This window comes from Nostoc foliaceum FACHB-393 (assembly GCF_014698505.1).
GTDB lineage: Bacteria > Cyanobacteriota > Cyanobacteriia > Cyanobacteriales > Nostocaceae > Nostoc > Nostoc foliaceum_A.
Genome location: NZ_JACJTD010000029.1, coordinates 80,438 through 95,217, shown reverse-complemented (window position 1 = coordinate 95,217; position 14,780 = coordinate 80,438). Strand labels below are relative to the sequence as shown.

Sequence of the window (14,780 nt, the reverse complement as noted above, 5' to 3'; positions counted from 1 at the left end):
TGATTACTTGGGAATTGTGGTTGGCTCGTGATATCGTTGCTGACAACCCCCTGCCTTGGCAGAAGTCGATAGACAAACTAACTCCTGGTCGGGTTGCCCAGGCTATGGGGATCATTTTAGAGAGTATTGGTACTCCTGCCCGTTCGCCCAAACCCCGTGGAAAGTCTCCAGGCTGGAAACCTGGGCAACTACGGCAACGTAGAATTCGCTATCCCATAGTCAAAAAAAGTACGCCAAAACCACGCAAACAGAAAGATAAATCGGCTTAGTAGCAAAGATTTTTCTGATTGAAGCTTATGTTTTGTCAACTCAGTGCTGCTGGGTCGCTTCCTAATGCTTAGTCTAAACTCCAGTAAGTAAGCTAATCGTCATTTAAATTGCATCATTTTCATGGTAATAAAAGCTGCAAACCCTCTCCCTTGCTTTCTGCCCCCTGCCCCCCTGCGATCTCAATGTGCAAATTAAATGCTTAACAGCTTATTGTGGCTTCTTTGGTGCAACGTGGCGATCACTAAAAATTTGCCAATCAGAAGCAAGCTATGGGTAGCACCAGATTTCAGCCTGGGGGAAATAAAGCGCAACCTCACTTATAGCCTAAAGTTTTACCTAACAATGTGGCTAAAGTCACCCATTCAGGTGAAGGCATACAGATGTGTAATACCTATTATGAAGAAAGATTAAGCAACGATGAAGCTAATTAGGCGTCTAGTTGTTAGTTTATGAATAAAGATTTAATCCAAAAATTTTAACAACTTCCCATTCCTGCACCTGCCCTTTAATATTTATGTCCGCTCAATTAACCATAGTTAAGAGCAACCCCAACCACTTCCCGCTTGTAGGGAGGGGAGTAAAAGCGTAGCTTTTGCTATTTGGGGTGCCTTTGCTATGGGCATCATCTAACTACAGGCTACTTCCATAAAGCAAGATTTATAGGCTTCTAGATATGGCTACGCACATAGAAATTCCTGTTATTGGCAAAGTTAAGTATCCATTACGCTGGCTGATGGGGCTGATAGCAGGGGGTGTCTTAGTTGTTGGTACAGCCACAACCTACACTCTGGTAAATCAAGGGACAAAAGAAGACATTGCTCAATTAACTGTGCCAGTAGCAGCGAAAAACGTCACCTTGCGGATTACAGCTAGTGGCAAAGTCGTGCCAGTTCAGAGCGTAAATATTAGCCCGAAGAACCCTGGAGTGCTGTCGCAATTATATGTGGAACAAGGCGATCGCATTCAACAAGGGCAAATTCTCGCCCGGATGGATAGCGCAAGCATTGAGGCCCAAAGGAGCCAGTACCGTGCTAACTTAGCCCAAAGTCAAGCACAACTAGCCCAAGCCCTTGCTGGTAGTCGTCCTCAAGAAATTGCTCAAGCTAGGGCGCGGTTAGCACAAGCTCAAGCCCAGCTAGCCCAAGCTCAGGCTGGTAATCGTCCCCAAGAGATTGCTCAAGCTCAATCCCAAGTGGATGCGGCTCAAGCAAAGGTGAATTACACCAGTGAACAGGTAAAGCGTTACCAATATCTGTACAAAGAGGGAGCAGAAAAAAAACAATTACTCGATCAAGCCATCAGTGAAGACAAAAGCGCTAGAGCCAGTTTAGAAGAAGCTAAAAAACGATTGTCGTTAGTCCAAAGTGGCACTCGAACTGAGGAAATTGTCCAACGCCAAGCGGCTGTGAATGAAGCACGGGCAGCATTGGTACTGTTGGAAGATGGCACCCGTTCTGAAGAAATTGTCCAGCGTCAAGCAGCTGTTGCTGCGGCTGAGGCTCAATTGAAGGGTGTGCAAGTGCAGTTAGATGAGACTATTATTCGTGCTCCTCTTTCAGGAATTGTGACGCAAAAGTATGCTAACGTGGGCGCTTTTGTGACCCCTACAACTTCTGCTTCTACTAGTGCGTCGGCAACTTCTAGTTCAATTGTCGCCGTAGCACGCGGTTTAGAAGTATTAGCTCAAGTTCCCGAAGCCGATCTTGGCAGAATTAAACCGGGACAGCAGGTGGAAATTATTGCTGATGCTTATCCCGATCAAATCTTTAAAGGTAATGTGCGCCTAATTGCTCCAGAAGCAGTAGTGGAACAAGGTGTGACATCCTTCCAGGTGCGGGTTGCTCTTGATACTGGCACAGATAAACTGCGTTCTGGCTTAAATGTGGATCTGACTTTTTTAGGCGATCGCGTCAATGCTGCCTTGGTGCTACCAACGGTGTCAATCGTCACCGAAAAGGGTCAAACTGGTGTACTTGTACCAGATGCAAACAATAAACCCCAATTCCGCGAAGTTACAATTGGGGCGCAAATCCAAGATCAAACTCAGATTTTAGGGGGAGTTAAAGAAGGCGATCGCGTTTTTGTTAATCCACCCAAAGACTACAAAATCGATAAGGCGAAAGAACAGAATAATTCGTAATTCGTAATTATTATAAGATATGAATTTTTTAGAAAGCATTCAAATGGCGGGGAAAACCCTGCTGTCAAATAAACTGCGTAGCGCCCTTACGATGCTGGGTATAGTTATTGGCAACGCCTCAGTGATTGCCATGATTGGCATTGGCGAAGGTGGGCAAAAGTTCGTGAATAAACAGCTGGAGTCATTAGGGCCAAATGTGCTGTTTATACTGCCAGGTAATCAAGAAACTCAGCGTATCTCCTTTGAAGTACCAAAAACTTTGGTGTTACAAGATGCTGAAGCGATCGCATCTCAGGTACCAACAGTAGTAGGAGTTGCGCCAGAGTTAAATAGAAGACAGGTAGTTACATACCGCAATAGAAACACTGATGTTAATATCATTGGCACAACTCCCAGCTTCCTGTCGGTGCGGGATTTTGAAACTGCTAAAGGCAGGTTTTTCTCTGAGGTAGACATCAAGCGAAGTAACCAAGTCGTTGTTTTAGGTGGAGACTTAGCAGAAAAACTATTTGGTAATAGTAACGCTATAGGTCAGCAATTGCGAGTTGGAAATACCAGCTTTCAAGTGATTGGGACTTTAATAGCTAAAGGTTCCAGCGTGGGAGCAGATTATGATGATGCTGCTTTAATACCAATCACGACTTCAGCAAACCGACTTGTGGGAAAGAATTCTCCCTATGGTATCGCTTTAGATTATCTTGTTGCTGCCGCTCGTGATTCAGAGAGTGTGGATGCAGCAGAGTTTCAAATTGCTAATTTGTTGCGTCTACGGCACAAAATTAATGGTGAAGATGACTTCACCATCCGCTCTCAAAAGGATGCTTTGCAAACTGTTGGTCAAATTACAGGTGCATTGACAATCATGCTAGCAGCGATCGCCGGGATATCGTTGTTTGTCGGCGGCATAGGCATCATGAATATTATGCTTGTCTCCGTCACCGAACGCACCCAAGAAATCGGATTGAGAAAAGCGATCGGCGCAACTGAGCAAGATATTTTGCTACAGTTCATCATTGAGGCAGTAATAGTTTCAGCAGCTGGCGGTTTAGTTGGCACTGCGGTTGGTATCAGTGGCATTCTATTAGTGGGAGCTTTGACTCCCTTAGAAGCAAGTCTTTCTCCTGTAGCGATTACTATGGCAGTTGGTGTATCTGGTGGTATTGGTTTATTCTTTGGTGTTGTTCCCGCACGTCGCGCTGCTAAACTCGATCCAATTGTGGCTTTGAGAAGTGCTTAGTAATCGGGCAATACGCTTCCGCCACAGTGTACTAGTGTAAAACTACTAGATTGGGGCAAGAATTTTCTGCTACATCTTCCTGTACTTGATTCCTAATCATGGAAACAAATTTGTCAAGGTCGAATGGTTTGAGTAAATATTCCTCAAACTCTACATCTGGAATTTGGTCATGAGTACCTGTGGTAGATGTTGAAGTCACAATAATTGGGATATGATTTCCATTGTCTGCTTCCATAGCACTCAATGTATTTAGCAATGTATAAATACTTTCACCCAAAAACCTAATTTCACAGACAAGAATATTGGGCGTGAACCAACTCAAAATTTCTAAAGCTTCTTTTACGGAACCAGCAGTAATTACATGTGCGCTCAAGTCTTTGAGTAAAAATGCATACAAATCTCTACTGTCGAGATCGTTGTCTACAATGAGCACTTGTACACCTTTGAGTATCCCAACTGTCAAGCAAAAGCCATTGATTAAATTCATAACAAGACCTGCCATTAGGACTTTAAGTGCAAAGTGATCTGAAAAATCCGTAAGTAGAGATGCGAAATTGCACTGGGCTTCTCTACGAGACGCTATCGCTAACGCGTCTCTAGTTTGTTCGCTCAAAAGTTACATCTATTGGAAACGTTTCCGTACCACTCTAAGTAAGCTATGGGCAGCTTCTGGCTCAATAGAAGAGTAGTTACAAAGAAAAGTACCGAAAGATGGATTTTTGCTAGAAATCAAATGAAAAACTTTCTTTCAGTAATATGGCAAAGTGTTGTTTGATTTACTAAATTAGTTGATTAACTACGATACAAAACGTAATAAAAACTAATTTGGTAGCCAACCTATTTGCGTAATTATCCAAAAGAATTATTGCCATTCCCTGTCCTCAAGCTCTTTCTGAGGCAACAATAAAGTGGCTTCAATTTCCTGCCTAATAGCAGCTGTCACTTCACAATTGCTATGCAGGCAATCGAGTAGTAACTGATTAGCATCATAGTAGCGTTGCAGCACTTGCTGTTGCTCAAGGCTAAACTGCCACTGGTGGTTAATGTTGCGGTAATTAATCACCGTCATGTTTAACTGTTCAGCCCAGGCTGAATAGTTCGTTTGCCACCATAGCCCAAACCGTTCTTGACTTTGACGAGAATTTGGAAATTGCTCAGAGAGTTGTTGCAGAGATTTATAAAGTCCAACATCCAGAACAATACCCAGAATGTTCGAGAGAGCATCTCCGCAGGCGTGGATGTGGGCAAAGTCTTGGCTCCCTTCAATTGCACACTCTAGCAGCAGGTTATTTAATGCCGCATCCAGAAACATGCCTTGGTCGAGGCTGCTGGCTAAGGCAAAGTGAGAAGCTATGTTAGGAGTCCGACTCAAGGCCAGGTAAAATGCTCGAATTGTCGCATCTTTTGATTGGCTTGGAATAGTGCGAGATTTTTTGCTGGCCCAGGTCAAAAACTCTTGTAAATAAGGGTCTTGGGCAACCAGTGCATCAATCTGTTGCTTCATCAACTGTACCAGCCCGTCTGCACTCCTGAGCATGGTAGCTGTTAACAAGAAGATTTCGCGCCAGTGCGGGTCAGTGATGTGACCCACTAACCCTCCCAACGCTTGCTCCAATGCCTGTAGGTTATGGCTGGCAACGATTTTCCTTGCCGTGAAATATTCTTGAAATGCCAGATAGGAGAAGGAAAAAATTCCCCGCGCCCGTTCTGCCAGTAGCCCATGTTGAGCCTCGATTGCTTTTAGCGCCGCTTCGCTTTCTATCTGCAGTTCCTCTGCATCCATTGGCACGTTAGTCAGATTCTGAATATACTCACCAATGTATTGCTCAACGATGCGTTGCTCAAAAAAGTACTGACTCTGCTCAAATGTCGCCGCTGCAATCTGACTCAATAACTTGAGCTTTTGTGGTAACAAAAACCCTCGGTAAATATCATCTCGTTCAATGCCTCTGGCTTCATCCCATTTGCCCAATAGAAGGTCTAAACCTTGCTTATAAAAGTCAGTCCGCTTAGTCGGAAATTTGTCTTGACCGTGAAACACCCAGCAGGCAAGATGCAGAAACAGGGGCGTAACCACGAGTTGGCGAAATTGCCAGTTTTCATCTAAGTCCAACTTCTGAATAAACTGAACTGATTGTGCCTGACCATCTTGAATATTTGTCTTGGTAAAGGCCACAAACCATTTTTGAGCGAAAGCGATGATTTGTTGTGAGGTAAATGGGGCAATTTCAACATCAGTAAAGCCTCGGAATCTAAGCTTTTGAGCTGCTGTTCGACAGGTCGCCACCAACTGATTTTTGTGATACTTATCTGAAAATCTGCGAATTTCGCTTAAGACAGCATTGCTTTGTTGATTAAGAACTTCATCCATGCCATCAAGCAACAGTAACACTCTACCTGCACTAAGCAAGGTTTCGATTATTGACGGATCTGAAATTCCAGATATAAGAAACTCTTGGCGGATGTCATTTAATAGGCTGAATTCGTTGCTAACTTTAGATTCTTCCGCAAAATTTCTCAGTGTAATGAAAATAGGAACCTGATTGGCTGCAAATGCACCTTGGTTACACTGAATGGCGAGATGCTGTAAAAAAGTGGTTTTACCCACTCCTGGTTTTCCTAGCACCCTAAGTTTGGGGTGAGTTTCCACTGCCCGCATACCGGGTATTTGTTTCAGGGATACTTCACCTAAACCAAAGTGGTCAAATTCTTCTCGATTAAAGTTTTGGATGTCAGTAATTTCTAACCACTGTTGACTAACAATTTCCTCCAAAATATTCACATCTATATATATGTCATCGATCGCAACGGGACGGCTGATATCCAATAACTGCAAAATACCACACTGGTCTTGAATTTTGTCGAAGCGTTGCGTAGGCGTAGCCCGTCGTAGACATCGCACTTGTTGCACTAATGTATCAATATCCAAGACAGAGGGCTTGATGTATTCTTCTAGTTCTAAGAATTCTGCCGGAGGATTATTAGCAATCTCCCGCCAATTCAGTTCCAGCACCAAACAAATTTCAATAAAGGTATGACGCTCAACCGGATGACCACTGAAAAACCGCCAAATTGGTTGTCTCGTCTTGAGGTTGACTTCTACTGCCAGATTGTCTTGTGTCCATCCCTTGAGAGCAAATGCTCTTTTAGCCTCTTGAATCCCAGTGAGTGATGCTTGGAGCGATCGCTTGACCATAGGACAAAAACCCTGCTCCTAAAATCATTAACTTTAACTTTTATTAATATCTGCAATACTATAGGCTTTTATATGATATTAGCATTTTACCTGCTTAAAGTTAGACAAAATCCCAGAGTTACTCTCAAGGTTTTAAATTTTTGCAACAAACTCAAACGTTATACATTTATCTTATACATTATAAGATTTGCCAATGTTGAATTCAAACAATGTTTCATTTTTAAAGCATAAATTGCCAAATTAATTTAGCTGATGTTATTTTTATTGATTAGGCAACTTTGAAGATAAATGATGTCGCCGTCTAAAGTATTTACTAAGTGAAACAACCTCAAAAAATATAAAACGAACCTCTCTCCTCTTAGGAGAGAGGTTTAGAGAGAGGTATAACATTTAACTTGCTTGAGTTCCTGAAAACATATCTAGACAGTCGTGAGGTAGTGACTATAAATAGTTTTTAGACTACACGTTTGTTGACTGAGGAATCAACAATGATGTGGATGACACCGTTATCATCAACAGCATCGGGTTGTGAGGCTGTGATTCATAATTTGGATTGAAACTATTGAAAGGGTTAATTTTAAAACTTGAGCCTTCAATCGGCTTTATGGGCATCACCTTGCCGGAAAGGATGTGATATGTCAGGAGTTGCTGGAGTTTATTAATATTGTTAAGCAATGTCTCTACAGTACCTGTTGGAAGCTTTGCAAAAGCTTGATCTGTGGATGCAGAGGAGATAAACGAGTCAACACCTTTGAGAGTATCTATCAGATTGGTAGCCTTGATTGCATCAACTAGGGTACTAAAAGAACCAGAGGTAACGGCAGTATCAGTAGTATGAGCCATTTCTTTCACTTGATTTTATTTAATTTAGTAATGAATAGTTGTTAGCATGACATCGTAGTGTTAGAAATCATGTTTGAGTAAGCGCTTGAGAAGCGTATAAGTTGTATAATATGAGCTAAAAAAATTAAATAATTAAAATACAGCAGAATTTAGGAGTTAAAATTTTGGAGTTAATGGAAAAATCTTGTTAGCCACAATTCAATTTTTTTATCTGGTTTACCTACATTGTATAACCAGTGATAGATTATACACTACTTTGTTAAGCTAGTTTTCAGGGTTTGTAGTAAGCATTCTAGTGCTTAGAAAATAAGGACTAAAGTCCTTACTACAAACTTGTTTACCCATCAGTTTAAACTTTATAGACGAATACCTACTTATGAGCTACGCAATTGATCGCAAGGCTAATATGTTAGAGGTTTTAGTTATTTCACTTTTTCAAAACTACATGGAAAGAATTTAAATACCCAGTAATGGTTTTAGCTAATGTCTTCTGCTGTTTCTTTGTAGTTATTGCCATTACTTGATACAATCTTCCTTCAGCAACATACATTCTACTCTTAGTGATTTTCCCTCCAGAATTGATGTACTCAATTTCTTTGCCAGGATGATTATTGGAACTACGAATATTTCGTTGACTAATTAAATTACTTTTCGTGGTCTTTAAAGCCATATCTCGTGCATTATTAAGTACAGCTTGGGGGTCAGCCATTTCACCGTAACTATAAGGAAAATCATTGTAAGTAACTACATAAGCTACTTGCTGTTTTGGTGGTTGAGCGACAAATATTTCTAAGTTAATTTCTCCCATGTAAGTTTTTTGGGATTGGGTATTTCTGTTGGGGCTTCCCGGCATCAAAATAGTGAATCGCCCATCTGGAGGAGTGTATAACTTCCATTGTGGCTGCACGGGTTGGGAAACGGTTGGTTTGACAACAGCCGCCGGAGGTTTGGGTTGAAGAGGTTTGGGTTGACGCGCTTCCACGAGAACAGATCCACCACAGACAAAGGTGGCGGCAATTAATGGCAACAGACTTTTAATTGTCATAAGTTTTACCTTTTGAGATGCTAATCTCACTGATGATGCTAGCTGTTATAACCTAGCAGCACATAAAGCAGCACCTATTAGCCCTACTTGCGGGTTGAGGATAATATACACGGGTATTTCTTCGAGTAGGGAGCGCATCCTGCCTTTTTGGGTGAAATTCAATAAGAAATCACTGTTTTGGATTAAGGGTAGGATTTTGGGCGCAATCCCACCAGCGATGTATAAGCCACCATAAGGTAGGAGTTTCAGGGCAAGATTCCCGGCTTCTGCACCATAAGCGTCTATGAATAATTGCAAAGTTTGTTCACAGAGGCGATCGCGTTTTTGTAGTGCGGCTGTACCAATGGCAGCACCGGGATCAACACTTTTCTCTTCCTGTCCGGCTTCTTGTTCCCAAGTTCTGACGATTTGGGCAATATCTGGTGATTCGGTGGCAAATTTGCGATCGCGCAAAAATTGATAAATTGCCACAATTCCCATGCCAGAAACCACGCGTTCCACAGAAACGCGCTGGATATCATGTTTACCTAGCAGGTATCTCAACAGTTGAAACTCTATCTCGTTCCGAGGGGCAAAATCAGCGTGTCCACCTTCTGAGGGAAAGACTTGATAGTAGTTTCCCTGTTTAATTAAAAATCCTTGTCCTAAGCCAGTACCAGCACCAATAATTCCAATGGGGGCTTCGGGTTGAGATTTGCCAACTTGCAACATCAGCAAGTCTTGTTTTTGTAAACCTAAAATGCCATAGCCAATCGCAGCGAAGTCGTTAATCAAAGAAATTTGTGGGATACCCAATTCTTGTTGTAGACGTTCAGTATCCAGGAACCAGACTAAATTGGTTAGCTTGGCAGTATTTTTGACAACGGGCCCTGCGATCGCAAAACAAGCTTTTTGTGGTGTTGGTGTATTAGCTTTGACCAAAAACTGCTGCACTATCGGTACTAAATCAGGAAAATCGGCACTGTGGTAACTTTCCTGATAAATAGTATGTATTCCTGGTGAATCTGATGTTTCAACCAATCGCAGAATAGTTTTCGTACCGCCGATGTCTCCTGCTAGTAATAAAGTCATACAAATTATTCGTGAATTAATTACTTTATTTGTAGGATATACCCAACGTAGCGAAATTCATGATTGAAAATCCTGATCAGAGATTTAGGCAAATCGAATCACTTCTTCTATCTGGGTTAAATGGGAAGTATCTCCCTTTAGTTCTAACAACCATTCTGGATCTTCGCGCACGACTTTTACTAAAGAACATAAAGAAGCTTTGACTTCTGTTTTGGCAATTTCCCCTACTAGCCCCATTGCTCCCCCCAACACAGATGCACCATGTGCTACTAGCAGGATATCCTCTGGAAAGAACTCAGCAGCTAAACATCTAGCAGTTTGCCCAGAACGTTCTCGCACTTTTTCGTGAGTTTCAGGATATTTGGCCGCGATGCGCGAAGTATAGCTGGTGTCAATTTTGGGGAATAATTGTGCTAATGCTGGAGTTGAGAGTCTTTCGGGTTCTTCTGTCATCCAAACTGGATTTAGCCATTCACTCAAGCCTGTCTCCAATTTGATCGGCAAGTTGAGCACTTCTGCAACTGCGTTTGCTGTCTGTACGGTTCGCAGGAAAGGGGAGGCGAAAATATGGGCAATATTTTCTTTTTTCAATCGTTTAGCTAACTGTTGTGCCTGCACCATACCATCATCAGACAAGGGTGGATCGTAGCGTCGTTCGGCAGTGAGAAACCAATCGGGGTTTACGAAATCTAGGCGGTTAGCGTGTCTTGCGATCCAGACTATTTGACTCATGGGTTTAATTATTCCGGTGAATAGAATTCGCCGCTAAACAAATATAGATATCTGCAAGGAGGGCTGCAAATATTAATATATGACAAAATTTGTAATAAATTGTAATAATATCAATGATTTGGAAAAGTTATCACTGGCATCAGCGTAGTTTTGCTTAAAGCCTTTTTAGCCAAATCTCTAAAGCAATATCGACTAAAAGCTCTAGAGAGTTAGTTCCACTCAGAATAAATTTTTCGTATTTTTGATAGCAGATGCGTGAGCATTCATTTAGTAATTCACCCTGCATAAATCTTTTAATAGTTGCTATAAATATTGGATATTCATACATATTAAAATTTTTATTTTTATCAATTACCTCTATCTTAAATTGCCTTACCTAATGCTGTGACTGTACCTTAGTAGGCTGGGAATTACTATATATCAAATTAAGAAAAACGAATACTACTGTCAGTGTAATAATCAATACAAACTTTTTTTGGATTTTTAAATTAGGTTTCACGGAAACTTTATCGTTATGCATATCAAGTAGAAACCTATATTGGGAAACATAATATATAACCTGATTAGGGTTGGGTTCCATGAGAGCTAATTCCACTAGATTTTGAACCGAAAATACGTTTTTTCGAGGATAGCTCAGAACTAATTTGCCAACTATCGAACAGAATTTATGAAGTTCAATCACAAGCTCTACCTTTATTCATTCCTAGCTCGTTTCGGATGGCTCAAGAAAAGTTACACCGCTAAAATCATGTTGGTGGCTTTTTTGGGTACTCATGTACCACTTTTGACTTTACTCTTGAGTTTCGTCATCTCGAACTCCTATTCTTGGGAGATGGCGGCGCGAGTTATGATTATTGCTCTGTTGGCGACGTTAGCAGGTACGGCCGTCACCCTCTATGCACTAAACCATCTCCTCAAACCGGTCATTTTGACATCTGCTGCATTGCAAAATTATCTGAACACCAAAACCCTACCTGAATTGCCGACAGAATTTGCTGATGAAGCAGGTACATTAATGGCGGATACCTCACAAACTCTTCACAAGTTAGATGGGTTAATTCACTACATCACTAATTATGACGATCTGACTGGATTGCCTAATCGTGATTTATTCCGCGATCGCGTTAATCAAATTCTATCCAAACCTGAAAACAACCAGCGCCTTGTAGCTGTCTTTTTGCTAAGTATTGATGATTTCACTGGGATGAGTCATGGGTTGGAGCATAAAATAACAAATTTGTTGTTAAGAGCAGTTGCCCAGAGGTTATCAACCTGCATAACACAAACAGATATTCTTGCCCATTTGAGTGGAGATGAATTTGCCCTTGCCCGCATAGAGATTGTTTCTTTTGAAAGTGTGATTAAGCTATCTCAAGTGCTGTTGAGTACCCTGAGTAAACCCTTTTCGATTGAGGGTAACTTGATTCATATCACCGCCAGCATCGGCATCACCCTTAATGATCTAAATGATAGCAATAGCGTAGATCAAATTTTGCAACAAGCTCATATAGCACTTTACCAAGCAAAGCAGCAAGGGCGTAGCCAATACCAATTCTATTCGCCAGAAATTAATGCTCAGTTGCAGGAGCGACTGACCTTAGAAAAAGAATTACATGGGGCGCTTGAGCGCAACGAAATGCTGGTTTATTATCAACCCCTGATTGATTTACACAGCAGACAAGTTACAGCTATGGAAGCGTTGGTTCGCTGGCAGCATCCTACATTAGGTTTGGTTTCTCCAGCAAAGTTTATTCCGATTGCAGAAGCCAATGGTGCGATCGTACCAATTGGCGAATGGGTTTTGCGAACTGCTTGCGCCCAAAACCGTGCTTGGCAGCTTGCTGGATTTACTCCAATTCGGATATCTGTGAATTTGTCATCTCGACAGTTTGAACAACCGTATCTGGTTGAGATCGTCAACCAAATTCTTGAGGAGACTGGACTCCAAGCATCTGATCTGGAACTGGAAGTAACAGAAAGCTTCTTGATGGGTGACATTGAGCGATCGGTTAAAACCTTAAAACAATTACGAGAACTGGGTATATGCTTGGCTTTAGACGACTTCGGCACAGGTTATTCGTCCCTGAACTACTTGAAGCGCTTTCCTGTGAACATGCTCAAAATTGATCGCTCATTTGTGCAAGATGTCATGTCTAATGCTGATAGCGCCGCCGTCACCGATGCGATTATTGCCCTAGCAAAGAGCTTGCGGTTGAACATCACGGCAGAGGGTATAGAAACCCAAGAACAGCTTGACTACGTACAAATGCGTGGATGTGATGAAGGTCAGGGTTTCTACTTCAGTCGTCCTGTCCCGGCTGATATCATTGCCCCGATGTTGCAGAAAAGTTCTCAGCAGATGGAGACAATTTCAGCATAGTGTAGATGCCTAAGCCAGAGAGTCACCCCACTACGGTTCGGATAAGTAATCTTCACCTTCTTTGTGGTCTGGTTAAAGGATGTATAGCGGGTTCCCATTCAGATGCGGTACAACATTACATTGTAAGGTCTAGGGGTACGGCATGCCGTGCCCCTACTTTAATTTTGGTAGAAATGTTTAGCACAGGGCATTTATTTTGAAACTGTGGAAAGCTTTGCAACCATGTGAGCACGAGATGAAACCTCAAGCTTCCGAAACATTCTTTTTAAGGCTTGCTTGACAGAGTTTTCAGTAATCCAAAGTTCAGCACTAATTTCTGCATTGGTTTGTCCTTGAGCCACCAAAGAAGCAATTTGTACTTCACGAGGCGTTAAACGCTCTGTCTCAGTTTTCCCTCTTGCTCCCTGCTCCCCTGCCTCTTTTGACAACTCTGATTGGTGGAACCTGCATATTTGGCTCGTGCGAGGATATAGCGGACTCTCACTCATTTTATTGATATTGCTCCCAATATTACCAATAACCGCACCTTTACGGACGGACACCACTACCGTCAGAAAGATTAAAAGCTCTTAACATTTCGTTACACTAAAGACATCGAGAAAGACGAAAGCAAACTTCTCGAAGCTGAAATCAAAGGTGAACGACATGAATGGCACAATTCGCGTTGGTAATCTCTTCGGAATACCCTTCTATATCCATCCGTCATGGTTTTTAGTTCTGGGTTTAGTAACTTGGAGCTATAGCAGTGGACTGGCGGCACAATTTCCCCAATTGTCTGCGGGACTAGCTTTGCTACTGGGATTGATGACAGCGCTGATGTTATTTGCCTCTGTCGTCGCTCATGAATTAGGCCACAGTTTTGTTGCGATTCGTCAGGGTATTGATGTCAAATCTATAACGCTGTTTATATTTGGCGGTTTGGCTAGCTTAGAAAAAGAGTCGAAAACCCCAGGTGAGGCTTTTTGGGTAGCGATCGCTGGCCCTCTAGTAAGTTTACTACTGTGCGGTATCGTTACAGCTATTGGTATTACTACTACTGCATCAGGGCCGTTAGCTGCAATTCTTGGTGTTCTAGCTTCTGTGAACTTGGCATTAGCCCTGTTTAATCTCATTCCTGGCTTGCCCTTAGATGGTGGAAATATACTGAAAGCCATCGTTTGGAAAATTACAGGTAATCCTTATAAAGGTGTGACCTTTGCTAGTCGAGTTGGGCAAATCTTTGGTTGGGTAGCAATTCTTTCAGGTGTAGTTCCCCTACTATTATTTGGCAGCTTCGGTAACTTCTGGAACTTGTTAATTGGCTTCTTCTTGTTGCAAAATGCTGGTAATGCGGCTCAATTTGCCAGAGTGCAAGAAAAACTCACAGGTTTGACAGCCGAAGATGCTGTAACTCATGATAGCCCGATTGTATCTGGTAATCTTACCCTAAGAGAGTTTGCCGATGAGCGGGTCATAAGTGGACAAAACTGGCATCGATTCTTAGTGACTGACGATGATGGACAATTAGTAGGTGCGATCGCAGTTGATAACTTACGAAGCATCCCAACAGCATTGTGGTCAGAAACTCAAGTAAAAGAAGTCATGCGACCAATTACCGAATCTACCACAGTTCAATCTGATCAACCTCTGCTGGAAGTTATGCAGGTACTTGAACAACAAAAGCTATCTGTGCTTCCCGTGATTCGTGAAAATGGTGTCCTAGTTGGAATTTTAGAAAAAGCTGCAATTATCCAGCTACTTCAAAGCCGAACCCAACCGAACCCTGCATAATAATTACTAATTCGTAATGACGCTCTCTACGAGACGCTGCGCGAACGCGGACTCGCTACCGCTACGCTAACGTAATTCGTAATTCGTAATTAAAGC

Annotated in this window: 11 protein-coding genes and 2 pseudogenes; 6 read left to right on the top strand and 7 right to left on the bottom strand. The window is 42.1% G+C overall.

Annotated elements, in window-relative coordinates; translation table 11 throughout:
* From H6G92_RS22580 to H6G92_RS22570, 3 genes and pseudogenes are all read left to right on the top strand, one after another.
* A pseudogene (locus tag H6G92_RS22580) lies at positions 1 to 269 on the top strand (NF041680 family putative transposase); the annotation flags it as partial.
* 674 nt (positions 270 to 943) lie between these two features.
* Positions 944 to 2,410 (top strand): efflux RND transporter periplasmic adaptor subunit, encoded by a 1,467-nt coding sequence (locus tag H6G92_RS22575; RefSeq protein ID WP_190895913.1) that lies wholly within the window; start codon positions 944 to 946, stop codon positions 2,408 to 2,410.
* A 19-nt stretch (positions 2,411 to 2,429) separates the two neighbouring features.
* Complete coding sequence (locus H6G92_RS22570; RefSeq protein ID WP_190895911.1) at positions 2,430 to 3,647, top strand: ABC transporter permease; 1,218 nt, start codon at positions 2,430 to 2,432, stop codon at positions 3,645 to 3,647.
* A 31-nt stretch (positions 3,648 to 3,678) separates the two neighbouring features.
* On the opposite strand, the gene H6G92_RS22565 is transcribed toward H6G92_RS22570, so the two are convergent.
* From H6G92_RS22565 to H6G92_RS22540, 6 genes are all read right to left on the bottom strand, one after another.
* Entirely contained in the window at positions 3,679 to 4,134 is a 456-nt protein-coding gene (locus H6G92_RS22565) for a response regulator (RefSeq protein ID WP_190895909.1), read from the bottom strand.
* Positions 4,135 to 4,509: 375 nt separating this feature from the next.
* Complete coding sequence (locus H6G92_RS22560; RefSeq protein WP_190895907.1) at positions 4,510 to 6,843, bottom strand: NACHT domain-containing protein; 2,334 nt, start codon at positions 6,841 to 6,843, stop codon at positions 4,510 to 4,512.
* Positions 6,844 to 7,302: 459 nt separating this feature from the next.
* Positions 7,303 to 7,686, bottom strand: coding sequence for a fasciclin domain-containing protein (locus H6G92_RS22555; RefSeq protein ID WP_190895905.1), 384 nt, complete (start codon positions 7,684 to 7,686; stop codon positions 7,303 to 7,305).
* Positions 7,687 to 8,113: 427 nt separating this feature from the next.
* Positions 8,114 to 8,731: a hypothetical protein gene (locus tag H6G92_RS22550; protein ID WP_190895903.1), complete on the bottom strand. Its 618-nt coding sequence runs from the start codon at positions 8,729 to 8,731 to the stop codon at positions 8,114 to 8,116.
* Between the two features lie 45 nt (positions 8,732 to 8,776).
* A complete protein-coding gene (locus tag H6G92_RS22545) occupies positions 8,777 to 9,802 on the bottom strand; it encodes a glucokinase (protein WP_190895901.1) in 1,026 nt (341 codons plus the stop codon).
* Between the two features lie 84 nt (positions 9,803 to 9,886).
* The gene (locus tag H6G92_RS22540; protein WP_190895899.1) at positions 9,887 to 10,534 is read right to left on the bottom strand and encodes a histidine phosphatase family protein; all 648 of its coding nucleotides are present in this window, start codon (positions 10,532 to 10,534) and stop codon (positions 9,887 to 9,889) included.
* A gap of 667 nt (positions 10,535 to 11,201) precedes the next feature.
* Here H6G92_RS22540 and H6G92_RS22535 point away from each other — a divergent pair.
* The gene (locus H6G92_RS22535; RefSeq protein ID WP_190895897.1) at positions 11,202 to 12,914 is read left to right on the top strand and encodes a putative bifunctional diguanylate cyclase/phosphodiesterase; all 1,713 of its coding nucleotides are present in this window, start codon (positions 11,202 to 11,204) and stop codon (positions 12,912 to 12,914) included.
* 191 nt (positions 12,915 to 13,105) lie between these two features.
* Here the strand turns inward: H6G92_RS22535 and H6G92_RS22530 are convergent.
* Positions 13,106 to 13,294 (bottom strand): annotated as a pseudogene (locus tag H6G92_RS22530) (helix-turn-helix domain-containing protein); the annotation flags it as partial.
* 79 nt (positions 13,295 to 13,373) lie between these two features.
* Here H6G92_RS22530 and H6G92_RS41190 point away from each other — a divergent pair.
* Positions 13,374 to 13,487, top strand: a complete 114-nt coding sequence (locus tag H6G92_RS41190; RefSeq protein ID WP_390625458.1) for a hypothetical protein — start codon at positions 13,374 to 13,376, stop codon at positions 13,485 to 13,487.
* A 72-nt stretch (positions 13,488 to 13,559) separates the two neighbouring features.
* Complete coding sequence (locus H6G92_RS22525; RefSeq protein ID WP_190895895.1) at positions 13,560 to 14,684, top strand: site-2 protease family protein; 1,125 nt, start codon at positions 13,560 to 13,562, stop codon at positions 14,682 to 14,684.
* Positions 14,685 to 14,780: the final 96 nt, after the last annotated feature.